Annotated in this window: 24 protein-coding genes; 10 read left to right on the plus strand and 14 right to left on the minus strand. The window is 67.4% G+C overall.

Annotated features, from left to right (window positions below; genetic code table 11):
* Nucleotides 1-88 precede the first annotated feature (88 nt).
* On the minus strand, nucleotides 89-874 hold the full coding sequence (locus tag ACFVV5_RS01625) for a PGPGW domain-containing protein (protein ID WP_387237933.1): 786 nt from the start codon (nucleotides 872-874) through the stop codon (nucleotides 89-91).
* On the opposite strand from ACFVV5_RS01625, the gene ACFVV5_RS01630 reads away from it, so the two are divergent.
* The gene (locus ACFVV5_RS01630) at nucleotides 873-1,901 is read left to right on the plus strand and encodes a GlxA family transcriptional regulator (RefSeq protein WP_387237936.1); all 1,029 of its coding nucleotides are present in this window, start codon (nucleotides 873-875) and stop codon (nucleotides 1,899-1,901) included. The two genes, ACFVV5_RS01625 and ACFVV5_RS01630, sit on opposite strands and share 2 nt — an antisense overlap.
* Here the strand turns inward: ACFVV5_RS01630 and ACFVV5_RS01635 are convergent.
* The 7 genes from ACFVV5_RS01635 to ACFVV5_RS01665 all read right to left on the minus strand — a co-directional run bounded on the left by ACFVV5_RS01635 (nucleotide 1,894) and on the right by ACFVV5_RS01665 (nucleotide 8,287).
* Entirely contained in the window at nucleotides 1,894-2,865 is a 972-nt protein-coding gene (locus ACFVV5_RS01635; RefSeq protein WP_387237939.1) for an NADP-dependent oxidoreductase, read from the minus strand. The two genes, ACFVV5_RS01630 and ACFVV5_RS01635, sit on opposite strands and share 8 nt — an antisense overlap.
* Nucleotides 2,866-3,060: 195 nt before the next feature.
* Nucleotides 3,061-3,876: an SDR family NAD(P)-dependent oxidoreductase gene (locus ACFVV5_RS01640; RefSeq protein WP_387237942.1), complete on the minus strand. Its 816-nt coding sequence runs from the start codon at nucleotides 3,874-3,876 to the stop codon at nucleotides 3,061-3,063.
* Nucleotides 3,877-3,913: 37 nt separating this feature from the next.
* Nucleotides 3,914-4,735 carry an aldo/keto reductase gene (locus ACFVV5_RS01645; RefSeq protein ID WP_387237945.1) on the minus strand — a complete coding sequence of 274 codons (822 nt, stop codon included), beginning with the start codon at nucleotides 4,733-4,735 and terminating at the stop codon, nucleotides 3,914-3,916.
* Nucleotides 4,736-4,767: 32 nt separating this feature from the next.
* On the minus strand, nucleotides 4,768-6,159 hold the full coding sequence (locus ACFVV5_RS01650) for a GH1 family beta-glucosidase (RefSeq protein ID WP_387237948.1): 1,392 nt from the start codon (nucleotides 6,157-6,159) through the stop codon (nucleotides 4,768-4,770).
* A 2-nt stretch (nucleotides 6,160-6,161) separates the two neighbouring features.
* Nucleotides 6,162-6,524 carry a tautomerase family protein gene (locus ACFVV5_RS01655; protein WP_387237951.1) on the minus strand — a complete coding sequence of 121 codons (363 nt, stop codon included), beginning with the start codon at nucleotides 6,522-6,524 and terminating at the stop codon, nucleotides 6,162-6,164.
* Nucleotides 6,525-6,563: 39 nt separating this feature from the next.
* The gene (locus ACFVV5_RS01660; protein ID WP_387237954.1) at nucleotides 6,564-7,475 is read right to left on the minus strand and encodes an aldo/keto reductase; all 912 of its coding nucleotides are present in this window, start codon (nucleotides 7,473-7,475) and stop codon (nucleotides 6,564-6,566) included.
* 44 nt (nucleotides 7,476-7,519) lie between these two features.
* Entirely contained in the window at nucleotides 7,520-8,287 is a 768-nt protein-coding gene (locus tag ACFVV5_RS01665) for a VOC family protein (protein WP_387237958.1), read from the minus strand.
* Nucleotides 8,288-8,582: 295 nt separating this feature from the next.
* Here ACFVV5_RS01665 and ACFVV5_RS01670 point away from each other — a divergent pair, with 295 nt between their 5' ends.
* The 6 genes from ACFVV5_RS01670 to ACFVV5_RS01695 all read left to right on the plus strand — a co-directional run bounded on the left by ACFVV5_RS01670 (nucleotide 8,583) and on the right by ACFVV5_RS01695 (nucleotide 14,502).
* Nucleotides 8,583-9,959 (plus strand): ABC transporter substrate-binding protein, encoded by a 1,377-nt coding sequence (locus tag ACFVV5_RS01670; protein WP_387237961.1) that lies wholly within the window; start codon nucleotides 8,583-8,585, stop codon nucleotides 9,957-9,959.
* A 37-nt stretch (nucleotides 9,960-9,996) separates the two neighbouring features.
* Nucleotides 9,997-10,977 carry a carbohydrate ABC transporter permease gene (locus ACFVV5_RS01675; RefSeq protein WP_387237964.1) on the plus strand — a complete coding sequence of 327 codons (981 nt, stop codon included), beginning with the start codon at nucleotides 9,997-9,999 and terminating at the stop codon, nucleotides 10,975-10,977.
* Nucleotides 10,970-11,758 (plus strand): carbohydrate ABC transporter permease, encoded by a 789-nt coding sequence (locus tag ACFVV5_RS01680; RefSeq protein ID WP_387237967.1) that lies wholly within the window; start codon nucleotides 10,970-10,972, stop codon nucleotides 11,756-11,758. Before ACFVV5_RS01675 ends, ACFVV5_RS01680 begins: the two co-directional genes overlap by 8 nt.
* Nucleotides 11,759-11,849: 91 nt before the next feature.
* Nucleotides 11,850-12,644, plus strand: a complete 795-nt coding sequence (locus tag ACFVV5_RS01685) for a substrate-binding domain-containing protein (protein WP_387237970.1) — start codon at nucleotides 11,850-11,852, stop codon at nucleotides 12,642-12,644.
* On the plus strand, nucleotides 12,641-13,891 hold the full coding sequence (locus tag ACFVV5_RS01690; protein ID WP_387237973.1) for an ROK family protein: 1,251 nt from the start codon (nucleotides 12,641-12,643) through the stop codon (nucleotides 13,889-13,891). Before ACFVV5_RS01685 ends, ACFVV5_RS01690 begins: the two co-directional genes overlap by 4 nt.
* A complete protein-coding gene (locus tag ACFVV5_RS01695; RefSeq protein WP_387237976.1) occupies nucleotides 13,888-14,502 on the plus strand; it encodes an HD domain-containing protein in 615 nt (204 codons plus the stop codon). The genes ACFVV5_RS01690 and ACFVV5_RS01695 overlap by 4 nt, the downstream gene beginning before the upstream one ends.
* A 42-nt stretch (nucleotides 14,503-14,544) precedes the next feature.
* On the opposite strand, the gene ACFVV5_RS01700 is transcribed toward ACFVV5_RS01695, so the two are convergent.
* From ACFVV5_RS01700 to ACFVV5_RS01725, 6 genes are all read right to left on the minus strand, one after another.
* Complete coding sequence (locus ACFVV5_RS01700) at nucleotides 14,545-15,054, minus strand: methyltransferase family protein (protein WP_387237979.1); 510 nt, start codon at nucleotides 15,052-15,054, stop codon at nucleotides 14,545-14,547.
* A 216-nt stretch (nucleotides 15,055-15,270) separates the two neighbouring features.
* On the minus strand, nucleotides 15,271-16,020 hold the full coding sequence (locus ACFVV5_RS01705) for a hypothetical protein (protein WP_387237982.1): 750 nt from the start codon (nucleotides 16,018-16,020) through the stop codon (nucleotides 15,271-15,273).
* A 179-nt stretch (nucleotides 16,021-16,199) separates the two neighbouring features.
* Nucleotides 16,200-16,895, minus strand: a complete 696-nt coding sequence (locus ACFVV5_RS01710; RefSeq protein ID WP_387237985.1) for a response regulator — start codon at nucleotides 16,893-16,895, stop codon at nucleotides 16,200-16,202.
* Entirely contained in the window at nucleotides 16,892-18,121 is a 1,230-nt protein-coding gene (locus ACFVV5_RS01715; protein ID WP_387237988.1) for a sensor histidine kinase, read from the minus strand. The genes ACFVV5_RS01710 and ACFVV5_RS01715 overlap by 4 nt, the downstream gene beginning before the upstream one ends.
* Nucleotides 18,122-18,248: 127 nt before the next feature.
* Entirely contained in the window at nucleotides 18,249-19,232 is a 984-nt protein-coding gene (locus tag ACFVV5_RS01720; protein WP_387237991.1) for a hypothetical protein, read from the minus strand.
* 38 nt (nucleotides 19,233-19,270) lie between these two features.
* Complete coding sequence (locus ACFVV5_RS01725) at nucleotides 19,271-20,383, minus strand: hypothetical protein (RefSeq protein WP_387237994.1); 1,113 nt, start codon at nucleotides 20,381-20,383, stop codon at nucleotides 19,271-19,273.
* A gap of 186 nt (nucleotides 20,384-20,569) precedes the next feature.
* Here ACFVV5_RS01725 and ACFVV5_RS01730 point away from each other — a divergent pair, with 186 nt between their 5' ends.
* The 3 genes from ACFVV5_RS01730 (at nucleotide 20,570) to ACFVV5_RS01740 (ending at nucleotide 24,402) form a co-directional block, all read left to right on the plus strand.
* Nucleotides 20,570-20,938, plus strand: coding sequence for a YciI family protein (locus tag ACFVV5_RS01730; RefSeq protein ID WP_387237997.1), 369 nt, complete (start codon nucleotides 20,570-20,572; stop codon nucleotides 20,936-20,938).
* A 5-nt stretch (nucleotides 20,939-20,943) separates the two neighbouring features.
* A complete protein-coding gene (locus tag ACFVV5_RS01735) occupies nucleotides 20,944-22,167 on the plus strand; it encodes an RNA polymerase sigma factor (RefSeq protein WP_387238000.1) in 1,224 nt (407 codons plus the stop codon).
* A gap of 114 nt (nucleotides 22,168-22,281) precedes the next feature.
* On the plus strand, nucleotides 22,282-24,402 hold the full coding sequence (locus tag ACFVV5_RS01740; RefSeq protein WP_387238003.1) for an acyltransferase family protein: 2,121 nt from the start codon (nucleotides 22,282-22,284) through the stop codon (nucleotides 24,400-24,402).
* Nucleotides 24,403-24,417: the final 15 nt, after the last annotated feature.

Below are 24,417 nucleotides of genomic sequence, written 5' to 3' on the forward strand. Positions count from 1 at the left end.
CAGCGGCACCGATTCGACGCCTTCGATGTCGAATCGGCGGGGCCGTCGTGCTGGAATCCCGCCCTCGTTGAACGTGAATCATAGGTAGTTACTCCCGAGAGGCTCGTGCGAAGGCTCCGAGTATGCCTCCCACTATGAAGACCCAACATTCCGGATGCCATAACGCCGGTTCCTGAAGAAGGCGTGCAACGTAGGGCGGGGAGCTGGGGGTCCTCGAAGGAAGTGAAATTGTCGAGTCCAGCGTCGAGTGGGAGAGAGTGGACGAGGACGACTGGGAGCCGATCGTGACGCTCACCGTTGGGTCTGGCTGTTTCAGCTGCGAGTAGGGCGGCGGTCCCCCGGATTCAGTGCCAGGGTTGCGAAGTAGTCCGCGGCAGATTCGACACAGTCCGGCGCACGCTGGAACCCGCCGCCCGACGTGGTCAGTCAGCGTCTGCTGACTTCGCAGCACGGCGGGTTTGCCACCATTGCCAGAAACTGGCCAGCTGCCGCTTCGTGAATGCCGCAAGTCGCTTGGCCCATGTGAACTGATCGCGAGGCCGAGGAAGACGATGAGCCAGCCCGGTCCGGGCAGCGGCACGAGCAGCAGGCCGAGCATTGCGATCGCGCCGCCGAGCACTGCAACTCGTTCGCCGCCCCGGATCTCGCGGTCGGGGTCTGTCCGGGGCATCATTCGAACACGATGTATCGTGAGTCTGGGAGGTTCGCGTGGACTGCGCTTCCGCGGCTGCGGAGCTCTGGGAGACCTCGACTCCTGCGATAATCTCAGACATGAAGTACTCACCTTCGGGTGTCGGCGGGGTGCACTCGGATGAATCGTCCGACTTCCACACTGCCGATGCGCGACCGGTCGACGCCACCTCGGCCAGGTCATGAACCACCCGTATGAGGACACCCGCGCGCAAGCTCGAGTGACCGGCAGCGGCAGCCACGTGGTCGCGATCCTGGTGTACGACGGGGTCAAGCTGCTCGACGTCGCCGGCCCCGCCGACGTCTTCGCGGAGGCCAACCTGCTCGGCGCCGACTATCGGGTGGTCCTGCTGTCCCCGACCGGCGCAGACGTCACCACCTCGGTCGGCATCCGGATCGCAGTGGACGGCGGTCCGGACTTCCGACCGGAGCCGCGCACCTTCCTCATCGCCGGTGGTGACATCTATCCGCGAACCGCAGTGCCACGAGACCTCATCGATACGGTAGCCGCCGTCGCGCCGGGCGCCCGGCGGGTCGCCTCGATCTGTACGGGAGCGTTCATCCTGGCCGCCGCCGGCCTTCTCGACGGCAAACGCGCCACCACGCACTGGAAGGTCGCTCACACCCTGGCCTCGAAATACCCGGACACGCACGTCGAGCCGGATGCGATCTTCGTCCGCGACGGCTCCGTCTACACCTCGGCAGGGGTGAGCGCCGGCATCGATCTCGCCCTCGCGCTCGTCGAAGAGGACCACGGGCCCGACCTCACCCGGGAGGTTGCGCGCGCGCTCGTCGTCTACCTCCAGCGGTCGGGCGGCCAGTCGCAGTTCTCGGCGCCCCTGCAGGGTTCAGCACCGCGTACGCCCGCGCTACGGCACGTCGTCGATCTCGTCACGGCCGATCCCACGGCACGCCACTCCCTCGCAGACCTCGCAGAGTCCTTGAACCTCAGCCCACGGCATCTCACGCGTCTGTTCCGCGACGAGCTGTCGACGACACCTGCCCACTATGTCGAATCGATCCGGCTCGACATCGCCAAGGCGTTCTTGGACCAGGGCTACACGGCCACCCAGTCGGCGGATCGCGCAGGATTCCCCAGCTACGAGAGTCTGCGCAGGGTCTTCGCGCGCGAGCTGGGCATGACACCGGCTGCCTTCCAGCGTCGCTTCCGCACGGCACGGCGGGTGGAGCTGGAAGGCCGGGCTAGCTGACGAGCACGATCGTCTTGCCCGGCGCGGGCTTCGGGAGTGCGCCACTCGCGTAGGCCGCCCGACCGTCGGACAGCGGGAACGTCTGAGCGATCGCCGCCTCGATCTGCCCGGCGGCGAGAAGGCCGGCCAGCTCCTCCAGCCGTGCGCGATCCACGCGCACGACGAAGAAGCTCGCGGTCACACCGTATTCGTCGGCCAGTTCCCGGCTCGGGGGCTCCTGGAGCGCGACCACTCGACCGCCCGGGCGGACCGAGGCGTACAGCCATTCCGGCAGGTCGGCGCCCACGGCGTCGATCGCAGCGTCGAAGGCCCCTCGGTTGCGCGCATCCGATTCGGAACCGGCCACGATGACGTGGTCGGCGCCGAGGCGCCTCGCGCGATCCTCAGCAGCCACCGACGTCACCGTCACCGTGACCTCGGCGCCCAGCCGGTGCGCGAACTGCGTGAGGAAGGCCCCGACCCCGCCGGTTCCGCCTCTGATCAGGATGCGCTGACCGGCGGTCACGTTCAGCTGGTCGTTCAACGCCTCCCAAGCCGTCAAGGCAGGCAGGGCGGCGGCGGCCGCTTCAGCGTCCGAGACGGTCGGCCCTTTGCGGGCGACGAATTCTTCCGGGACGACGACGAACTCAGCCGCGGCGCCGTTGCGATTGAACGGCACGAGCCCGAATACCGCGTCGCCGACGGCCAGATCGGTCACCCCCGGGCCGACCTCGACGACCACGCCCGCGAACTCGTGCGACGGGATCACCGGCGTTCGGTCGGCGCCGTCGGATTCCCAGGTCTCGGGCCACGTCAGTTCGGCGAACGTGATGGAGGCTGCCCGAACGGCGACACAGATCTCCCCCGCGCCGGGCACCGGTCGAGGTGCTTCCTCGTACACGAGCTGCTCATACCCACCGCGTCGGTGAGCTCGAAGCGCCATCATCGTGCGGCGCGCATCCGAGGTCGTCTGCTCAGCATCCACTGTCGTTCCTCCATCTGCCTGGTCCACGTCGCCGGAGCTGAGAACTCCGGCTCGTGCCTCATGCACCCCATTCTTGCGGCGCGGGCGCGCTCGTGCAGCGCTGATCCGGTCGCGAACCACGCGGATCCGGACACCGGTTCGCTCCTCGTGTTGTAGTGAACCGCGGCCTCCGACGCCGACGCAACCCGCGGCGAGTCACCGCGGCGCGGGGACCCGGTTCTCGGCGACGCTGTTGCCGCCGTCGACCGAGATCACCTGCCCGGTGACGTAGGAGGAGCCGGGCGAGGCCAGCCAGGCGATCGCGGAGGCCACCTCGTCGGCCGTTCCGCTGCGTCGCATTGGCACCAGGTACCCTTCCTCGGCTTCGCTCGCGAGTTGGGAGCCGGTTGCGATCCATCCGGGTGCGACAGCGTTCGCTGTGATCCCGTTGCCCGCTTCGTCGACGGCGAGCGCCCGGGTCAGCCCGACGACTCCGGCTTTCGCGGCGGCGTACGCCACGTCGGCTCGGGCGGCCATCACCGCTCCCGTGATGCTGGACACGTTGACGATGCGGCCCCAGTGCGCGGCACGCATCGCGGGGATGACCAGACGGGTCAGCAGAAAGGTGGACGTCAGGTTGATGTCGAGGCTCTTCGTCCAGTCCGCGAGCCCGCTCGTGACGTCGCCCGACGGCATGCCCGGATCGGTCACGCTCACCATTCCCGCGTTGTTCACGAGGATCGCGGGCTCAAGAGACGCCGCGTCGAGCTCGTTGCCGAGCCGCTGGACGGCGTTCTCGGTGTCCAGCCGCGCGACGAAGGATGTCGCGTCGATGCCGGCACGCCGGAGCTCGGCCGCCCGTTCGTGGATGCGCTCCGTCGTGGCCGTGATGGCGACGCGCGCACCCATGCTCCCGAGTGCGCGCGCAGCGGCCATCCCGATTCCCGTCGCGCTGCCGGCGCCACTGACGAGCGCGAGCCGGCCCCGGAGGTCGAGCGCTGAAGGAGGCTGGTCGCCGGCAACGTTGGTCATACCGGTCACGTTAGCTTCCGGACCCGGGCTACGCGCCTCAGTGGCGGCCGGTGTGCAGCGCGTCCAGCGCCGCCACGTCCTCCGGCGCCAGCTCGAAGTCGACGTCGGCGTTCTCGACGATGCGGGTCGGCGTGGTCGACTTGGGCAGCGGCAGAACGTCCTTCTGCAGCAGGTACCGGATGCTCACCTGCGCCACCGACTTGCCGTACTTCTCAGCGATGGCCGCGATGTCGCGGTTGCCGAGCAGGCGACCCGTGGCGAGCGGCGAATAGCCTTCGACGAGGATGTCGCGGTCGTGGCAGTACGCGGTCGTCTCAGGCTGCGTGCTGCCGACGAACCAGCGGATCTGGTTCGCGTGGGGAACGACGCTCGTCGCTGCGGTCAGCGACTCCAGGTCGTCCACCTCGAAGTTGCTGACGCCGATGGAGCGTGTGCGGCCGGCCTGGTAGAGCTCTTCGAACACCTTCCAGACTTCGATGTTTCCGGCGCGGTGGTCGCTGCCGATCGCGTTCCAGGGCCAGGGCGCGTGGATGAGGTAGAGGTCGATCGTCCCGAGGTCCAAAGCAGCTGTGGACCGTTCGAACGCGTGGTGCGCGCCCGCCGCATCCTTGACCTCGGCCGGGCATTTGGTCGTGATGAAGATCTCGTCGCGCGGGATGCCGCTGTCGCGGACGGCACGGCCGACGCTCGCCTCATTGCCGTAGGCGCGCGCCGTGTCGATGTGCCGGTAGCCGGCGTCGAGCGCCGCGCGCACCGAGTCATAGGTCACAGGACCGTCGGGGATCTGCCAGGTGCCGAAGCCGATTTTCGGGATCCTGACGTCGTTGGAGAGCGTGAACGTGTCGGTCAGCGCGGGCATTGGGGTGTTCCTCTCGAGATGTGCGGTGCCGGTCATGCTAGCCCTTGCGCCTGCAGAGCGTCGGCGTCGGTCCCGAGGAATTCGGAGATCCAGCGGGCGCTCTGCTTCGGGATGCGCTGCTGCGTCTCGTAGTCGACGTACACGATCCCGAATCTGCGCGAGTAGCCCCAGGCCCATTCGAAGTTGTCCATCAGCGTCCACAGGAAGTACCCCTGGAGGGGCAGCCCGAGCCGGATCGCCTCACGCGCGGCTTCGAAGTGCAGCCGGAGGTAGTCGACTCGTTCCGTGTCGACGATCTCCCCGTTCAGGTCGACGTGATCCTCATACGCCGCCCCGTTCTCCGTGATGTAGAGCGGGAGCTCCGGCGCGAGCTCGTTCGCCATGCGCAGCACGTCCGTCAGGCCATCCGGATGGATCTCCCAGCCCATCTGCGTCACGGGAGCACCGGTCGTGACGAACTGCACCTGCTCGCTGCCGGGATACGCGCTCGGCGTCGCACCGGAGTCGTCGCCGGCGGCCACCGTGTGGCGGCTGTAGTAGTTGATGCCGAGGAAGTCGATCGGCGCGGAGATCAGCCGCAGATCCTCCTCGGTGGCGTGCTCGGCGAACCAGGAGGTCTCCCCGAGGTCGTCGAGCACGTCGGCCGGATAGCTGCCGCGCAGCACCGGGTCCAGGAAGAGGCGGTTGCTCAATCCGTCGATCCGGCGCGCCGCGTCACGGTCGGCGTCCGAATCGCTCGCGGGCCTCACCGAGTACAGGTTGAGGGTCGTGCCCACCCGCGCTTCGGGCATCCCGGAACGAAGCGCCTCCAGCGCGAGGCCGTGGCCGAGGAGCAGGTGGTGGGCGGCGTGAGACGACCGGGAGCCGAGCGTGCGGCCGGGCGCGTGGTGGCCGCTGGCGTAGCCGAGGAACGAGGAGCACCAGGGTTCGTTGAGGGTGATCCAGTCCGTGACGAGGTCGCCGAGTCGATCGCTCACGCGTGCGGCGTAGTCGGCGAAACGGAGGGCGGTGTCGCGTTCGAGCCAGCCGCCGCGATCTTCGAGCGCCTGCGGCAGATCCCAGTGGTAGAGCGTCGCCCAGGGTGTGATGCCGCGCTCGAGGAGCGATTCGGCCAGTCTCCGGTAGAAGTCGATGCCGTCCAGGTTCGGTGCTCCTGTCCCGTCGGCCTGGATGCGCGGCCAGGCGATCGAGAACCGGTAGGCGTCGAATCCGAGATCGGCCATCAGCGCGACGTCCTCCGCTGCCCGGTGGTAGTGGTCGTCGGCCACATCGCCGGTGCTGCCGTCGGCGATGGCGCCCGGCACTCGGGCGAACGTGTCCCAGATGCTGTCGCCGCGGCCGTCCTCGCGGGTCGCTCCCTCGATCTGATAGGAGGCCGTGGCGGCGCCGATGACGAAGCCGTGCGGAAGGTCGCTTCGACGCATGGTCAGTTCTCCTTGGACGGGGCGAGCCAATCCCCGTCGCCGTTCTCGTGGATGGAGATGAGGATGTTGTCGCGCTTGATGCCGAGGGCTGCGAGGCGTTCCACGATCAGTTCGGCGCCGCGTTGCTTGATCTCGGGGGAGTAGCCGTTGTAGGCGAGGATGCTGATGAAGACGATATCCGTGCGATCCGCATCCGGGAAGGTCCGGCTGTAGAACAGGTCGCCTTGCTCGTGCAGCTGGAAGATCTGGAACAGGTCGTCGGCGGGCATCCCCCAGCCGTCGACCAGGGAGGAGTGGATCGCGGCGCTCAGCTGCGGCCGGAGCCCGGCCAGCGGCGAGTGCATGTCGATTCGGACGAGTGGCATATGGACCTCGATTTCGAAGGTGGGTGCGTGGTCGGATGCTCAGCGCGCGGACTGCGCGTCGAGCCAGTGCTCAGGTTCTGGGACGAGCTCCTCGAGCTCGTCCCAGAACCGGTCGGGCCGGTCGAGCGTGGCAGCCTCCAGCGTCGGCTGGATGCGCGCAGGACGGCTGATCCCGACGATGGTGCTGGCGATCCGCGGATCGCGGGTCGAGAACCGGATGGCGGCAGTCGCCAATGTGGTGTCCCAGCGCCGGCAGACCTCCCGCATCCGGGCGATGGAGTGCAGCGTCTCCGGCGATGCGCGCCGATAGCCGTAGGTCGTCGAGCGCCCGCTCTCGTCGGCGAGGATGCCGCCGCCGAGCACGGCCGCATTGACGATGCCGACGCCGAGTTCGGCGGCGCGCTCGAGAAGAGGGCCGGCGCTGCGGTCGACGAGCGTCCACCGGTTGTGGACGAGCAGCACCTCGAACACGCCGAGGTCGAGGTAGCGGCGCATCTCATGGACATCGCCTCCGGCGAGTCCGAGGTGCCCGATCTCGCCTCGCTCCTTCGCCTCGACCAGAGCTTCGACCGCGCCGCCCCGTGCCGTCATGGCCTCGAAGTCGTGGAACTCCGGGTCGTGCAGGTGCACGAGGGGGAGCGGTGCGATGCCCAGTCTGTTGCGGCTCTCGGCGAGCGACCGGCGCACGCGCTCGCCGCTGTAGTCGTCGGCGTGGGCATCCACTTTGGTGATCACCGTCACGTCGGCGGGCAGGCCGCCGAACTCGCCGATCGCGCGGCCGATCCGCTCCTCGCTGCGACCGTCCGAGTAGCCGTTGGAGGTGTCGATCGTGCGGATGCCGCTACGCAGCACCTCGCCGACCAGTGCGATCGCGTCGGCCTCCGCGACCTCGTACCCGAAGTTCTCCGGCATGCTGCCGAGGGGTGCGCCGCCGAGTGTCACGGTGCTCACCTCGATTCCCGTCGCGCCGAGCGGGCGAAGCGACGACGCGCCGGTCACGGCTTCGCGATCAGGTAGTGCAGGCCGTCGGGGTCCGCATAGACCTCACGGCCGAGTGCGGTGCCGATCGCGGCCCCCGGAGCTGTCGTGCCGTGGAACTCGACCGCGACGAAGCCCGTCGCGTCGAGCTGCGGCGCGCGCTGCTCCTTGTCGGCGAGGCCGTACGTGAACACTTCGAGCGAGCTGTCGCCTGAACGGAGGAAGTTGATCTCGAACCCGCGGTCGTCGCTCGGCTGGTGGATCCCGGACATGAGCACGTAGCCGAGCTCGGCGAAGTGCGCCTTGGTCGCATCCAGGTCGTCGACCGTTGTGGCGACGTGGTCGAAGCGCGGCCTGTCGGGTGTGCCGAGCGCCCAGTCCTGGTCGACCGCGGCGCGATCGTAGACCTCGTGGTACTGGAGCGGACCCTCGACGAGTTCGAGGAGCGTGCCGTCCGGGTCGTAGAAGAACGTGATCCGCACATCCCCCTCGGCGTGAATCGGCTCCAGGTGGAACGGCACGTGCGCCTCGTGCAGCGCTGCCACCCGGGCGTCGAGATCGCCGACCTTGAAGCCGACGTGGCGGAAGCCGCGCTGGAGGTCGTCCCCGATCCAGGTCGACTCCGCAGGCGAGTCGATGCGGGTGAGCAGCAGGCGGGCGGTCACGAGGTCCAGCTCGGCCCGGTTCTCGCCGGAGTCGAGGACGACCGCGTCGAGATGACGTCGGTAGAACTGCACGGATCGCTCGATGTCATGCACATTCAGGAGGACGGATTCGATGGCCAAGGGGAGGGTCCTTTCTACGTTGAAGCGGCACCCAACAGTCGGAGCGCGTCACCATTGCCGACTATCTCAACATGCGCAACTAAGTGACTGGCCCTGTGAATGTGGGAGATCAGCGCCCACTATAGCCACAAAGAACAACTTTATGACAAAAAGGTTTTAACTCTTGCTTGGATGCGGTCACCCTGGGTATGCTCGCCCCGAACGAGCGCCACAACCCGACCGGCCGACGGTCACATCGAAAGCGTTCGCAGTCGTCGCTCGTTCACCGATCAGCACAACGAGGTGGAGGAATCACATGATGCGTAAGCGGTTCGCAATCGCAGCGGCGGTGGCTGCTGCCGCCGCCCTGGCGATCACAGGCTGCACCGGCCCTTCCGGCGGCGAGAGCTCAGACGTCAAGCCGGCCAAGTCCGGGGCGGTCACCTGGTGGGGCTACACGCCTGACACGCCGGTGGCCGAGCACTACATCGCCGAATTCAACAAGCAATACCCCGACATCAAGGTCACCTACAAGAACTTCGAGAACGTCGACTATCGGAACACGATCACACCGGCACTCGATTCGGGCAAAGGACCGGACGTGTTCGATCTGTCGCCAGCGGGCGGCTCCCCGGACACCTGGGGCCCGTACGCGCTCGACCTGACGTCCCTTGCGAAGGACACTCTCGGTTCGGGGTGGGAGGACAAGATCGGCGGCAGCTACGTCAAGCAGCTGACGAGCTCCGACGGTCGATTCGTGTCGCTCCCGCTCGGCGGGATGTCGGCCGGGTTCCTCTGGTACAACAAGGACATCCTCGACAAGGCGGGAGCCGAGGTTCCGACCGACTACACGTCGTGGGTCGACACCTGCAAGAAGGTCACGGCCATCGGCAAGACGTGCTTCACGATGGGCGCCGGCGGAAAAGACACCTTCCCGACCGAGATGTACCACTCGATCGCCAACACGGTCGAGCCGGACTACTTCATCAAGGCGGCGACCGGCAAGGCGAAATGGAACGACGCCACCGGCGTGAAGGTGCTGGAGATCATCAAGAAGATGAAGGCCGACGGCATCATCGCCTCCAACGCCCTCGACGGGCCGCAGTACCCCCTCGCGAACAACCAGTTCATGAAGGGCGACGCGGCGATGGTCCAGATGGGCTTCTGGTACACGCAATACGCGGGGGCCGAATCCTGCAAGACCTCAATGGAGGCGGCGGGAGTCAGCAACCCGACGTGCTTCGTTCAGCTGCCGGCCCAGTTCCCGGATGTCGCCGGAGCGGGGAACAAGTCCACCTACTTCGGTGAGGCGGACTACGGCCTGGCGATCAACTCGGGGTCGAAGAACATCGGACCTGCGAAGACCTTCGTCGCGTGGATGACCTTGAACGACAAGGGGCAGCAGAACGTCGCCAACGCGCTCGACCTGCTGCCGACGCTCAAGGGCGTGGCTCCGGACTGGTCGTCGATCAAGCTCGTCGACGACTCGGTTCAGCGCCCCGCGATCGAGGCGCTGATCAAGGACAGCGCCGACACGACCGAGACCCGGCAGTGGCAGACCACGGAGAAGTCGCTCGACGCCATCGTGGTCGCCATTCAGCAGGTGCTCGACCCGTCGGTGAACAAGTCGCTCCAGAGCATCGCCGACGACCAGCAGGCCGCCTCCGTGGCCAGCACCGTCGGCACGAAGTAGCCGCACAACCAACAGGAAACGGATCGACGTACTGATCATGATCGATACCGATCGCATCGTCGGATCCGACCGACCGACACCTGCTCTGCAGGGAGGCGGGCGCCCCAACCGGCGCGCTCGCCTCCTGCCGGGCGGGTTCCGCTGGATCCTTCCGGCGTTCGTCATCTCGGTCGGTCTGATCTACTACAGCATCATCTACTCGGGGTACCTCTCGTTCTTCGATTGGCCAGGTGGCCGGGCTCTCATGACCCCGGTCGGACTGGGCAACTACATCACCGCCCTGCAGGACCCTGTTCTCTGGACGTCTCTGCGGAACACGCTCATCTACTTCGTGGTCGTGTTCGTCATCCAGGTCGCAGGCGGCACGCTGTTCGCGGCGGCGATGCACTCGAAGGTGCGCTTCGCGAACGTCTACAAAGTCCTCGTCGTCATCCCCGTCGTGGTCGCGCCTGCCACCCTCGCGCCGGCGCACATCGAGGTCTGGCAGAGCGACGGGACCATCAACCACATCCTCGGCTGGTTCGGCCTGTCGGGGCTCGAGCAGTCATGGATCGGCCAGTCGACGACCTCGTTGCTGGTCGTGACGCTGGTCGGCTGCTGGGGTGCGATCGGCTACGGCTTCATCCTTCTCTACGCGGGCATGTCGCAGATCGATCCGGAACTGATCGAAGCGGGTCGCCTGGACGGCGCCGGCAACTTCCGCGTGCTGTTCTCGATCGTGCTCCCGACCCTGCGGCCGATCATCGTGTCGCTCGCCATCCTCAACTTCATCACCGCGCTCAAACTCTTCGACAATCCGTGGCTGATCACGCAAGGCGGACCGGCGCACTCGTCCGAATTCCTCGGCACCATGATCTACGCCGAGACCGCCAGCACCGACAGGAACCTCGGATACGCCTCCGCGCTCTCGATACTCGTCCTGGTGATCGCCGTCGCGGTGTCCATCGGCATGCAGCTGAGAGGCCGTGAGCGCGTGAAACTCACCAAGCGCCGTCGCAAGGAGACCGCCGATGTTTGAAACCAGGTCCCGCCGTTCCCGGATGCTCCTGCAGCTCGTGCTCACGGTCGCGGTGGTCCCCTTCGTGGTGCCGCTCATCGCGATGCTGCAGACGAGCTTCGAGGGCGCTGGGTGGGGAAACTATCTCGCTGTCGTCCAGGTGCCCGGATTCCCGAAGTTCTTCCTGAACACCATCGTCATCGCGGGGGCATCCATCGTCATCGTCTACCTCGCGACGCTGATGGCGTCCTTCGCCTTCTCGAAGCTGCGCGTGCGAGGCAAGGAGGTCTACTTCTGGCTGATGATGGCGGCGTTGACGCTCCCCGAGGTCGTGCTCATCGCGCCCCTCTACACCACGGCGGTTCGGCTGGGACTGCTCGGCACCTACTGGTCCGTGATCCTTCCGATCGCGGCTTTGCAGATCCCTTTCACCGTGCTCATCGCGCGCGGCTATGTGGACGGCATCCCCGACGCCGTGTTCGAGGCCGCCCGGATCGACGGTGCCAACACCTGGCGGATCTTCTGGTCCATCCTGGTGCCCCTCTCGCGCCCGATCGCGGTCGCGCTGATGGTCCTCGTGCTCATCTACGCCTGGAATTCGTATCTGCTTCCGAAGGTCTTCCTCATCGACGACGGGATGGGCGTGGTGACGCAGCTGCCCGAGTTCTTCAGGAGGCAGTACAACGACGACACGCCGAAGATCCTCGCGGCATCGGTGATCACCGCGATCCCGACGATCATCGCCTACATCGCTCTTCAGCGGCAGTTCGAGCGCGGCATGGCAGCAGGGGCGATCAAGTGACTCGCAGGCCCGCACTCGTGGGGCGGTACGTCGATCAGGCAGACTGCACTACTGGGGTTCGCACAACGGGTGAACGGGAGGAGGCCGGCCGATGACAGATCCGAGTGCATCGATCGGTCTCGTGATCCGGCACGGGCGCGACGACGACCCGGTCGCCGACGCCGTCGTGCGGGCCATCGCCAGCCCGCTGCTGGCCGCCGGCATGCGGTTCGTCACCCGATCCGTCACGGACGAAGAGGCGGAGCTGGGGACGTATCGTCTCTGGGCGAGGGCGGGGGGTATCGCCGGTGTCGTTCTGCTCGGCGTCGGGGAGCAGGATGCCCGCATCCGCCTCCTCCGTCAGATCGAGATGCCTTTCGTGGCTCTCGCACCGGCCTCCATCGAGGTCGACTACCCAGCGGTGACGGTGGATGCGACGGCCGCCTCGACCGCCTTGACGGCGTTCCTCGACACGCACCATTCGAGTCGCTGCGTCTACGTGACCGGGCAGCAGCATCCGGAACCGTTCGGTGGCGACGCCGTTGCGGGCGACCGGGCGATCGAGGTCGTGCAGACCGACGACGTTGTGGGAGAGTCCGTGCGGATCGGCGTCAGCGCGTCGGAGGACGCGCCGCTGACCCTCGTTCTGGACAGCGATCACGACGCGGACCTAATACTCGGGGCGCTCGAGGAGCGCGGTGTCCGGGTGCCGGAAGCCGTCGCCCTGATCTGTTGGAGCGACTCACTGGTCTGCCAGAGCGCGAGCCGTCCGATCACCGCGATCGACCGTCGCGGACGCGAGATCGGGACCGAGCTCGGGCTGGCTGCCATCGCCGCGATCCACGGCGAGCCGTTCGGCTCGGTGGCCGCGCCCGCACCTGTGGTCGTCATCCGGGAGACGACATGACCGCGCAACGGCGGCTGGGGCCGTCGTCAGCCAACACCCGGAGCGTCGTGCTCGACATGGTCCGCTCCGGCGGCACGGTCACTCGAACCGAACTGGCGGAGAGATCCGGCCTGACCCCCACCTCGATCACCCGGATCGTCAAGTCGCTGCTCGAAGACGGACTCGTCGTCGAGACCGGGTTCAGCGAGTCCACGGGCGGCAAGCGCAGCAGCCTGCTCGAACTCAACACGACCGGGCGCTTCGCGGTGGGGGTCTCTCTCGACGCGGGCAGGCTGACCTACGTCGTCACGGATCTCGCGGGCAGCGTCATCGGCCGGCTCGTCTCGCCCGGAATCGAACAGGCGGGCCCGAGCGACGACGTCGTTCGCATTTCCCGCGAGCTCGGCCAGCTGCTCGTGCAGCTCGAGATCACCCTGGAGTCCGTCGTCGGAGTCGGCGTAGCCGGTGCCGGCCTCGACCTGGGCGCCGGCGCCGAACGCTTGTCGCTGACCGCCACCGAGTGGGAGTCCTTCGCGCTCAACAAAGCACTCGAGCCGCGCATCGGGCTCCCCGTCGTCAGGGACAACGATGCCGCCTGCGCTGCCCTCGGCCAGTACTGGGCGGGCCGGATTCCGGCGACCCAGGACTTCGCGACGCTCTACATGTCGAACGGTTTCGGACTCGGCCTGATGGTCGGCGGAAGCATCGCCCGCGGTGCATCGTCGAACGTCGGGGAGATCGGGCACCTGGTCGTCGACATCGATGGCCCGGAGTGCTGGTGCGGGGCACGGGGATGCCTCGAGATACTGGCCGCTCCGCGAGCGGTCGTCGCCGCTGCACTCGAGGACGGCGAACTCGCCGATCAGCTCGGGCTCTCAGGGGACCCGCACCGGTTCCGTGCCGACTTCGAGGCGATCGCGCGGGCCGCAGCCCAAGGCGAGGCACGCTGTTGCGCATTGATCCAGCGCTCTGCCCGATATGTGGCGGCCGCCGTTCTCTCGATCGTCAACGTGCTGGATCTCGACCGGCTCGTGCTGGCCGGCCCGGGCTTCGCCGACGCCGGCGCGATCTACGTGCGCGAGATCCGGGAGCAGGTGGCCCGCTACGCGCGGACGCGCACCATCCACCCCGTCATCGTCGAGCTGGCCGATCCGGGTCTGGATGCGGCCGCAGGCGGCGCGGCGACGCTCGCGCTGCAGCACGCGCTCACTCCGCACGCGGCCTGGTCGGGACCCAGCTTCCGAGTATCCGGGATGATGGAGTCATGAGAATGAGCGAGATCACTGCCCCGGACACCGCGGCCGCCCGCGCTGCGCTCGAGATCGCGACGGCGTATCACACGCCCTCGCTCCTGAACCACGTGCAGCGGTCCTGGCTGTGGGCGGTCGGGTTCGCGCAGGTCCGAGACCTCGAGCCTGATCATGAGTTGCTCTACGTCGCCGCGCTCCTCCACGATCTCGGCATCGTGCGCGAGTTCGACAACCACACGCTCGCGTATGAGGATGCGGGCGGGCACGTCGCGATCGCGCTCACTGCGGGCGCCGGCTGGCCGGCCGAGCGCCGCGTGCGCGTCCACGACGTGATCGTGCGGCACAACTGGCCCGAGGTCGATCCGGCGTTCGACACCGAAGGGCACCTGCTCGAGATCGCCACCGCCCTCGACATCGCCGGCGCGCGGCCGGACGAGCTCCCGCTCGCCTTCCGGCGTGAGGTCCTCGACCGGTATCCGCGGCGAGAGCTGGCCGCCGAGTTCACGCTCTGCGTGACGGATCAGGCCGCCCGGAAACCAGACACGTCCGCACGGCGCCTGGTCGACGGCGGGGTGGCGCGCAAGCTGCGGGAGAACCCGCTTGAAGGACTGACCGAAGGCTCAGAGTGACCTGCGCCGGGCGACCGCGCCGAGGGCTCTGCGTGCGCGCCGTCACGCCCGCCACGGAGTGAGCCGCGGCCACCAGCCCGGGACGTTGCGCCGATAGTCGAGGTACTGCTCGCCATAGGTGTCGGTGAGGGTCGGCTCCTCGTAGCCCTTCACGAACGCGACGACCGCGACCAGAACGATCACGGCGTAGAGCACGAGCCACCAGCTGCCGAAGAGCAGCGCCTGACCGAGGATGATCGTGAGTACGGCGAGGTACATCGGGTTGCGCACGAAGCGGTAGACCCCCGTAACGACGAGCGTCTCGGTCGGTGCGACCGGCGCGGGCGTTCCGCGGTGCAGGGCGAACAAGGCAAAGGCGTGCAGGAGGAAGGCCACCCCCGCAGAGATCGCGATCCAGGCGATCGGAACGACGACCCAGGCCGCCCCGCCCCAGTCGTACCACCGCCAGCCGGAGATGAGCCACGGAACGAGCCCGGCGACGACCCCGGGCGCGAGTACGAGGAAGACGATCGTCCCGATCCATGCGCGTGCGAGTGAGGCTGCCTGGACCATGCGCGTCAGGCTAGCCCGAATCCTCCGGCCGTGGGGCGAATCGCAGGCCGCTTCCGGAAGGGTCCTTGGCCGCCGCTGCCGTCAGGAAGATCTCCGAGCTCCTCGAGGAATGCCGTGATGTCGATCGGCTGAGTAGGCGGTAGCTCCAGGGCCGCTGGGTCGATCGTGGCCATGTGCATGCCTTTCGAAGTGGTGGGCGTGGATGGGCACGCGCGATCAACCGCCGGCGAGTCTGACCTTCGCGAGAGCCGCGAGAACGGTCGCACGGTACTTCTCGTTCGCACCGCCGACCTGTTTGAAAAGGTCCGCGTCGTGTTTCGGCACGGACGCTTGACGTTTCCATTCAGCCTCGTAGAGTGCGTCGCGGTAGCCGGATGAAGCCTGACAAGCGACGTCCTTCAATGCGAGGTCGCGTTCGTCCTGGCTGACGGTCGAGCCGTCGAGGTTCGTCGCGAAGTGGTCCGCGACGGGCGGTGACGGCATCCGGGCAGGCGAGTCGGCCAGGGGCATGTGCGAGAACGTGCCCATGCACTCTTGCCACTTATGAGTGGCCGCGACGACAGTTCCGTCGTTTTGCGCAGCTTCGTAAGCGGAGTTGCTGAGCGCCACTGCTTCCTGGCTCGCCTGCCACCAGGAGGGCAGCGGAATCCCCCTACGGACCTTCTGCGTGCAAACAGTGAGTGCGTGGTCTTCCGCATCGCTGATCGAGCTTGCGTTCAGCTCCTGGGTTGCCAGCTGACCCGGATCGTTCGTCGGCGCAGGGTGGTATCCGCGCTGCTGGGCGATCGCCGCGGTCAACGGCCGTGACACTGTAACGTCGCCGGCTCGATTGGCCGCTGCTTCGATGTCGCGCTTGGGAACGTCCCAGGTGTAGCCGGCCGCGGCCATGCAAGGAATCGTCAAGCGGTTCTCGACGTAGTCCGACATCACCGTGCTTACGCCGATGTAGCGGTCGAGCGGCATCACCCACGCATCCACGTTCTTTCGGGGGAGGTTCGGCGTCGGCCCGGTCGCCCACGCCGGGAGGCCGGCGAGCGCTACTCCGGCGACAGCGAGCACGGCAACGCCGGCTGTGATCACTTTGGCTATTCCCTCTCGGCTCATCCGCCGGCCCTCCGGGTCGGGGTGGCTCGGATCGGTTGTCGTCACTGGGGTCTCCTAGCTGACTCTGCGCGGGCGGTGATGAGGCCGTTCTCGTACACGTAGATGACGTTGTGCACCCGGCTCCGGAGGTTGAGTTTGTTGAGCACGGAACGCACGTGCGACTTGACCGTGGCCTCGCTCAGGTGTGCTCCGGCCGCGATCTGCGAATTGGTCTGGCCGTCGGCGACAGCCAGCATGACTTCGTGCTCTCGAGGACTCAGCCGGTCATGAAGCACGTCCTGCGATCGAGCGAACTCGGCTGAGCCGAACTCACGGACAAGCCCGATCGCCGCGACATCGCTCACGGTCGGCTGCCCGCCGTGGGTGGCTCGAACGGTGGCGAGCACGTCCGCAGGAGTGGCGTCTTTGGTGAGGAAGGCGGAAGCACCGGCCCGCAGGGCGGTATAGACGGCTTCGTCCCGCTGGATCGTGGTCAGCACGATCACCCGCGGAGTCTCCGCCGACCCGCGGCCGGCGAGGATGAGCCTGGTGGCCTCGATGCCGTTGAGAACGGGCATCCGCAAATCCATCAGCACGATATCGGGGCGAACCCGCTCGACCAGCGTGAGGGCCTCCTCACCGTTCGCCGCGGTCCCGACGCAGACGAGATCGGTCTGGGCCTCGATGAGCATCAGCATGCCGGACGTGAAGAGCGGCTGGTCGTCGACGATGGCGACCCGGATGCGGTCGGCGCTCATCCCTCGTGCCCCGTGCCCGAAGTCGTCAGCGCACGCGCCTGGGCGGGAATCGAGGCGGACACGATGAATTCGTTCTCTGCCGACCGCGAGGTCGTGAGCCATCCGCCCGCCAGTCTGGCGCGCTCCTTCATTCCGTGGATCCCGACCCCAGCACCCAGGGCAACTGCAGACGGATCGGACAGAGCCCGACGGACCGACGACACGGACACGTGCAGGTCCTTCTCTTCCCAGGTCAGGGCCACGCGCACTGCTACCCCGGCGCCACCGTACTTGAGTGCGTTCGTCAGGCTCTCCTGGACGATCCGGTAGACAGCGAGTTCGTGGGATGGCGTCAGCTGCCCCGATCCCTGGATGTCGAGGACGGCATCCATCCCGACGGTGCGCATGTGGCTGACGAGCCCCGCAAGGTCGGCGATCGTTGCGCGCGGCTCGACCGCCTCGTCGTCGTTCTGGATGCGCTCGACCAGCCCGCGGACGTCGAGCAGAGCTTCTCGTCCAACCTCCGCGATCGCCTCAACGGACTCGGTCAGAACGCCGGGACGAACCGGCGCGAGGGCGACAGCGCCCTGCGCCTGCGAGACGATGATCGCCAGAGAATGGGCGAGGGCGTCGTGAACGTCGCGTGCGATCCGTGCGCGATCCTGGGCGAGCCGCAACTCCAGGTCGGTCTGTTCATACCGGATCTCCGACTCGCGGAGCTCGACCGCCACCTCGCGTCGGGTGACGAACTCACGCAGCGCCATTCCGACAGCCCACGCGGCCGTGAAGATGCCGAATGCCGCGAGGGCGACCAGAATCGCGACACTGCGCAGCGATGCTCCCGGACCCTGATCGAGCGGGTTCGGTGACAGCGGTGCGATCAACGCCAGCGCCATCAGTATCGAGGCGGCCGCCCCGGCCGGTAGTGCGAGATAGCGGGTGACCTTTGTGCCCCGGAACCCGGCGAAGAACGCGACGATCGCGGCCGCCAGGTAGGCCGCCCACGTGGTGTTGCTGGGTGCTGCCGCAAGCCCCGCGCTCTGCAACGCCGTCACCGCGACGATCATGGACAGGGAGAGCAGAGGCATCCAGGTCGCGAGCCCGATCGCGAGCGCGAACAGTGCGAAGACCGCGGTATTCGCAGCCAGCTCCGAACGCGCCCACTCTCCGGCTACCCAGAGCACGAAATAGCCGATCGCCACCGCCGGGGCGAGCCAGGAGCGGCCCAGCCGCGTCAACTCCGTCATATCGTCACGGTAGGGGACGGTACCCACCTGGCAGTGCCTGCGCATGCCGAATTCATCCGAAGGGATGAGTCGAGAATGACGCGAACCGGGTGCGTCGGGCGGCGTCGCCGGCCCTGACCGCCCGAGTTCAGCCGCTTCCGGAGGGGTCCTTGATCGCCGCTGCCGTCAGGAAGATCTCCGCGGCGTCGATGCCGTCATCCGCCGAGCGCCGCAGATCCCGGTCGAACACGCGCCGCACCGAGTTGCCGGCGAGATCCTCCAAACGGGCATCGATGCGGAGCCTCCAGTCGCCGCTACGCGCGGTGGGCATGAAAACCCACACCCGGGCATCCGGATCGAGTGAGGCGTGGCCGGGCACCGGATGCCCGCGCCGGTCGACCACGCGAAGGCAACGCTGCACGAGGGCACGGTCGAGCGGCCGGTCGAAACGAACGACCAGCGGGTCCAGCTGTTCTTCCGGCCACTGCACGTCCCACCGGGTCGGATCGACGCGTGATCGCACCGGTGCCCCGACGCGATAGGTGCGACGCCCGCCGGCGAGCAGGGGAGCTCCCTCGGCGTCGCGAAGGCCGGGATCGACGACGAGGGTGATCGTGCTGCCCTCGCGAAGCGGGGCTCCCGCCTGCACGTGAGGCTGAAGGCCTCGCTTGATCCGGCCGGGCTCCACCAGGACGGTGAGCCGGCGCCGGCGCCGATCCCAGAGCTCCGGGGTCTCCAAGAGTGTTCCGGGCATGACGGCGCCGGCCTCGTCGAGCAGCTGAACGTGGCCCGTGGCCGACCCTTCTTCCATGACGGACGAGAACGTCACCGAAAAGCGCAGCAGATTCGCCGGCACCCATTCGGTTCCCGGGTCGATCGTCTCGACGACGGTGCGCGGGGCCAGCTCGGCTTCAGGGACGCTCACTCTCGTCAGTTCGCGCCATCCCTCCTGCTCGTCCCGTCGCCCGACGACCGCGTACCCGGTTCCCGGCACGGCGGCGAATCGAGGCGTGAATCGCGCCACGTCTCCGGATCGTTCCCAGGTTCCGGCCGTTGTGACAAGGTTCGCCCCGAGACCGAGCGCGCCGACGGGAACGAGCGCGAGCGCATCCGGAAGCCCGGGACCGCGCACGAGAGCGGTCCCGTCGCGCCATTCCGCCTGAATGCCCGTCAGAGCTCGTCCGCGCGGAAGGTGCGAAGGCGGGTGTCGTCCCCGTCGTGTTGAACGACCACGATGCTTCCCCGGTCGAGGTTCGCCATCCACGTGACACCGGCGTGCGGGAGGCTCTCGCGCGGAATCCCGAGAGACGAATCGGGCTCAGACGCGGGCACCGACAGCGGATCCTGTCCGGCGACCGCCGCGGCCGGGATCTTCAGCAGGGGATGCCGGGTGTTGGAGACGAGCAGGAACTCCTCCCCGTCGCGGTCGTACGAGACCAGGCTGAACGGCTGGTTCATGGGGCCGAGCTCGGCGACCGTACGCCCGCGCACCAGACCCTCCCCGCGCAACTGGTCGAGCGAGAACTGCACCACCGGGGTGCACGTATAGGTGGCGAGGATGCTCGAACCACCGTCGAACGAGGTGAGGGCGCGAATCGGCGACTGCGTCTCGTATTTGCCGTGATCGACGTGGAAGATCTCGACCGACGTCCCGGTCGCCGAGCCGTCGAAGGGGTACGCGACCTGGCGCAGACGGGAGCTGAACTCCTCGTTGCTGAGGCCCGCGACGAACAGCGAGCCGTCGACCCATGCGAGGCCGGTGATCGTCGAACGCTGCACCGGAACCATCGCGATGTTCAGCGTCACACCGTGGATCTCCCTCGGCTGCGACGTCGACTCATTGCCGTCGAGCCAGTGGTCCATGCGCTCATCGTCGGCTGCAGGGGCATCGTCGAGCTCGAAGGAGGTGACCGGCAGGTCGTCGAGTTCGACGATGCTCAGCTCACCGTCCGTGCCCGCGCGCACGACCACCGGGCCCGCCTCCGGTCCGCGACCGCGAGCGATCGACAGGTAAACCGCATGCGAGGTCGGATGCACGGCCATGCCCCGAATGACCGCATCATCGCGCTCGACCCCGAGCAGTGAAGCGACCTTCGCTCCGAGCTGGTCGACGCGCACCTCGGCCGCCTCGCCCGCCGGCTCTTCCTCCGGAAGCTCGAACGCGAAGATGGTGGCGCGAGAGACATCGGCGACGAATAGCACCGCAGTGCCGTCGACGGAGATATCAGGGGCGAAGAGGGCGGGTCCTGCAGAGAGCAGTGTCGAAGTGGCGGTGGACGGCATATTCGGTCTCCTGACTGGGGCGGCGCCGAGGCGGCATTCATCGCCCGATTTCAGAATACGCAGCACGCTGAGAACAAGCTGGGCGACCTGGCGACGGTCCGTGTCGAGACACGGGGCTCGGCTACGTCTACCCATTGATCGCGCCAGTCAGGCACGATTGGTCACGAGACAGGGAAGAGAAGAATCATGAAATACCTCCTGATGATGCAGGTCGACCGCGAGGTGCTGGATGCGCTCAGCGCCGAGCAGATGGACGCGATCGGAGCCGGCCATGGTGAGTTCATGGACGCGATCACGGCGTCGGGTGAGTTCATCCTGACCCAGGCGCTGGGCGACCCTTCGGTGAGCACCGTGGTCCGCAGCGCAGGCGGCGTGCCGCAGGTGCACGATGGGCCGTTCCTCGAAGCGAAGGAGTTTCTCGGCGGCTTCTACCTCGTCGACGTCGACTCGAAGGAACGCGCGCTCGAGCTGGCCACGCTCATCCCCGACGCGAAGATCGACGGCCTGGCGATCGAAGTGCGTCCGGTCGCGTTCGAGAAGGCGGCGGATTTCTGAACGAAATGACATCCATCGAGGGCCTGCTGCGGGAATTCGCGCCGCAGGTCCTCGGTCGTCTCGTGCACCGCTACCGACAGTTCGACATCGCTGAAGACGCGGTCCAGGATGCACTGGTCAAAGCCACGACCCTGTGGGCGGAGCAGGGCGTTCCCGACAACCCCTCTGCGTGGCTCTACACCGTGGCCTCCAATCGTCTGGTCGACATCATCCGCAGCGAGGTCGCGCGTCGCGGCCGGGAACGGGACTACGCCGTCGCCGTCATCGACCCGACCGAATGGGTCGACGAACCGAGCGACGCCGACGACGACGACGACACGCTCGACCTGCTGTTCCTGTGCTGTCACGAGTCGCTGTCCGTCTCGTCGCAGATCGCTTTGACGCTTCGAGCTCTCGGAGGCCTCACCACCGCCGAGGTCGCCCGGGCGTATCTCGTGCCGGAGGCCACCATGGCGCAACGCATCAGCCGGGCGAAGCAGACGATCAAGGCGGCGGGGGCGGAGTTCGGCCAGGTCGCCCCGGCCCAACGGCACGAGCGGCTCGACGCCGTCAGGCGCGTGCTCTACCTGATGTTCAACGAGGGGTATGCGGCGACGGCCGGCGACGAGCTGACTCGAGTGGACCTGTCGACCGAGGCGATCCGGCTCGCCAGACAGCTGGTGCGCATCGTGCCCGATGACGGCGAGACCGTCGGCCTCCTCAGCCTGATGCTCCTGACCGACGCGCGCCGACCGGCGAGGACGACACCCGCCGGGGACCTCGTTCCGCTCGAGGAGCAGGACCGCGCCGTCTGGAACCAAGCCGCGATCGCCGAGGGCACGCAGTTGCTGGTGGCGGCACTCAAGACGTCGACCGTGGGGCCATACCTGATCCAGGCGGCGATCGCGGCCATCCACGACGAATCAGCCTCGACGGAGACCACGGACTGGGAGGAGATCCTGCACCTGTACAGCCTCCTCGACCACATGGTGTCGAACCCGATGGTGAAACTGAATCGAGCGATCGCGGTGGGGATGGTCGAGGGGGCGCCGTCCGCCCTTCGCCTGCTCGATCAGTTGCAGGCCGACCCCGCTATCGGCGGCCACTACCGGCTGACGACTGTTCGGGCGCACCTGCTCGAGATGGCCGGCGACGAAGCCGCAGCGCGCGACGCCTACCGAGCTGCCGCTCGCGCCACGCTCAGTTCGCCTGAGAAGCGTTACCTCCTCCGGCGCGCGACTCGTCTCTGACCGGGCTCCATTCCCACTCGGTGCGGGAGCGGAGTCTGCCCACTTTGGGGGGTAGACCGGGCTGGTCGCCAGCGGCTACGGTCTCCACGTGAGGAATGCTCAGTGAACGACCGGATGCCCGCGACTCGGCCGCACCCTGTCGGGGCGCCCACTTCGCCACGCCGGACCCGGCAAGGGCGGGAGCTCCCGGCGATCAGGAGCCACTCGATCGCTTCACCAGAGGTCGGGTCCCAGCGCCTGTCTCACATCGACGGGCTCCGGGCGATCGCCGTCGCCGCGGTCGTGTTGTACCACTTCGGGATTCCCGGGGTGCAGAACGGTTTCCTCGGGGTGGATGTGTTCTTCGTGGTGAGCGGGTACGTCATCAGCCGATCGCTCACGACGGCGCACGCGCACCACCGAGGCGGTCTGCGGAGCTGGTTGCTCGGGTTCTACGCTCGGCGCGTCTGGAGAATCGCGCCGGCACTCCTCGTCATGATCGCCGTCGTCGGCAGCATGTTCGCGCTCTTCGAGCCCCGGGGGTATACATCTGCGCCGATTCTCTGGACGGGCATCGGCGCGTCGGTCGGGGTGTCGAACCTGGTACTGCTCGGGAGTGAGCAGGGAGACTATTTCGGGTCGACCACGCGCTTCAATCCGTTTCTGCACACGTGGTCGCTTGGTGTCGAGGAACAGTTCTATCTGATCTTCCCCTTGCTGCTCTGGCTGCTGCTCAGCGCCGGCTCCCTGGTCACGCATCGTCGCGCACGACTGCCGATCATGGTGCTCGCGATTGCTTCACTCGCGCTCGCAGCCTGGCTCTGGCGAACGGATCCGGGCGGGTCGTTCTACCTTCTGCCGACTCGCTTCTGGGAGCTTGCGGCGGGCGCGCTCGCCTTTCAGGCTGCGAGGTGGGCAGACACGCGCATTCGCCGCCCCGTTCCGCGCGTACTTCTCGGCTGGCTCGGGATGGCGATGCTTGTGGCGTCGATGGTGGGAGTCGGAGGTGCCGACAGTCCTTTCCCGTCGGCACTGCTTCCGGTCGCCGGCACCGTGCTTCTGATCTGGCTCGCGCCCGCCGAGCGTGCGGGATGGGCCGCCTCGGGGCGATGGCTGCGCACCCCGCCGATGACGTGGCTCGGACGGGTCTCCTATTCGCTGTACCTGTGGCACTGGCCGGTCATCGTCATCTGGCTGTGGGTGTTCGGGTCCCGCGGGCCGGTCGACATCCTGCTTGCGATCATTGCGGCCGTCGCCCTTGCAGCGCTGTCGTACTACTGCGTCGAACGTCCCGTGCTCCGCAGCCGTCTGCCACACGCGCCGCTGAGGCGGACGCAGTGGTTGCTCGGCGGGGGCGCAATTCTGATGACGCTTTCCCTCGTGTTCGTCATCGGATGGCAACATGACGGCTTCTCGCGGGCGTCGCCGGTATCGCTTTCGGTGACGAAGCAATCCGGTTGGGCGAATGACCGGATGCCCGACGAGCCCACGCAGACGGCGGCCGGCGTTGCCGGTGCGGCACGACTGATCGACATCGGCGACTCGCATGCGAGCGCCTACACGGCGATGGTGACGCGAGCCGCGAAAGAGAACGGGCTCGCGCTCACGGTCGCAAGCCATTCGGGGTGCGGTTTCACCCTGCTCGCGCCCGTTCCGACGGACGGGAGCTGCCGCGCGACGTGGAAGGCGATCGACTCCGCACAGCGCGGCGACGTGGCGTTGTTCATCGGGCTGCGCGCCCCTCGCATCGCCGACTCCGGCGAGTTGGAGCCCGAATACACCAGTGAGAGCGTGGCCAATGTCGCCGCGCGGACGAAGGCCCTTGCTCAATTCCAGCCCATCGCCCAGCGATTGAGCGCTCGGGGAGTGAGCGTCATGGTCAACAGCCCGGAGCCGTTGTTCGCACGTTCCCCGTACTTGTGTGCGGACTGGTGGTTCAGCGCCAACACCGGATGCGCGTTGCCGGCCACGATGTCACGTTCGAGTGAATTGAAGCGGTCGGAGCCTGCGAACAAGAACATCGACGCACTCGTGGGAGCCATCCCCTCGGTGGTGGTCTGGAACGCCTTCGACGCTCTTTGCCCTCCTTCTCAGGACACCTGCAGCCAATACGACGCTCAAGGGCACGTGCTGTTCGTCGACACCGACCACGTCTCGGGCTGGGGAAACGCTGCCGCGCTGCCGAGCTTCCGTGAGGCGCTCGATCGCGCGCTCGACCGCTCGCAGACGGGACCGTCACCCGTCGCCGCTCCGTAGTCGTTCGGCGTGACA

Origin of the sequence: Leifsonia sp. NPDC058248 (assembly GCF_042881905.1) — a bacterium.
Taxonomy (GTDB): domain Bacteria; phylum Actinomycetota; class Actinomycetes; order Actinomycetales; family Microbacteriaceae; genus Leifsonia.

Coding starts and splice junctions, on each gene's coding strand:
- ACFVV5_RS01725 (WP_387237994.1), bottom strand. CDS start 20,383: ATGCCGTCCACCGCCACTTCGACACTGCTCTCTGCAGGACCCGCCCTC.
- ACFVV5_RS01655 (WP_387237951.1), bottom strand. CDS start 6,524: ATGCCACTCGTCCGAATCGACATGCACTCGCCGCTGGCCGGGCTCCGG.
- ACFVV5_RS01710 (WP_387237985.1), bottom strand. CDS start 16,895: ATGAGCGCCGACCGCATCCGGGTCGCCATCGTCGACGACCAGCCGCTC.
- ACFVV5_RS01730 (WP_387237997.1), top strand. CDS start 20,570: ATGAAATACCTCCTGATGATGCAGGTCGACCGCGAGGTGCTGGATGCG.
- ACFVV5_RS01675 (WP_387237964.1), top strand. CDS start 9,997: ATGATCGATACCGATCGCATCGTCGGATCCGACCGACCGACACCTGCT.
- ACFVV5_RS01630 (WP_387237936.1), top strand. CDS start 873: ATGAACCACCCGTATGAGGACACCCGCGCGCAAGCTCGAGTGACCGGC.
- ACFVV5_RS01640 (WP_387237942.1), bottom strand. CDS start 3,876: ATGACCAACGTTGCCGGCGACCAGCCTCCTTCAGCGCTCGACCTCCGG.
- ACFVV5_RS01680 (WP_387237967.1), top strand. CDS start 10,970: ATGTTTGAAACCAGGTCCCGCCGTTCCCGGATGCTCCTGCAGCTCGTG.
- ACFVV5_RS01685 (WP_387237970.1), top strand. CDS start 11,850: ATGACAGATCCGAGTGCATCGATCGGTCTCGTGATCCGGCACGGGCGC.
- ACFVV5_RS01625 (WP_387237933.1), bottom strand. CDS start 874: ATGACCTGGCCGAGGTGGCGTCGACCGGTCGCGCATCGGCAGTGTGGA.
- ACFVV5_RS01670 (WP_387237961.1), top strand. CDS start 8,583: ATGATGCGTAAGCGGTTCGCAATCGCAGCGGCGGTGGCTGCTGCCGCC.
- ACFVV5_RS01715 (WP_387237988.1), bottom strand. CDS start 18,121: ATGACGGAGTTGACGCGGCTGGGCCGCTCCTGGCTCGCCCCGGCGGTG.
- ACFVV5_RS01690 (WP_387237973.1), top strand. CDS start 12,641: ATGACCGCGCAACGGCGGCTGGGGCCGTCGTCAGCCAACACCCGGAGC.
- ACFVV5_RS01700 (WP_387237979.1), bottom strand. CDS start 15,054: ATGGTCCAGGCAGCCTCACTCGCACGCGCATGGATCGGGACGATCGTC.
- ACFVV5_RS01695 (WP_387237976.1), top strand. CDS start 13,888: ATGAGAATGAGCGAGATCACTGCCCCGGACACCGCGGCCGCCCGCGCT.
- ACFVV5_RS01650 (WP_387237948.1), bottom strand. CDS start 6,159: ATGCGTCGAAGCGACCTTCCGCACGGCTTCGTCATCGGCGCCGCCACG.
- ACFVV5_RS01735 (WP_387238000.1), top strand. CDS start 20,944: ATGACATCCATCGAGGGCCTGCTGCGGGAATTCGCGCCGCAGGTCCTC.
- ACFVV5_RS01740 (WP_387238003.1), top strand. CDS start 22,282: ATGCCCGCGACTCGGCCGCACCCTGTCGGGGCGCCCACTTCGCCACGC.
- ACFVV5_RS01645 (WP_387237945.1), bottom strand. CDS start 4,735: ATGCCCGCGCTGACCGACACGTTCACGCTCTCCAACGACGTCAGGATC.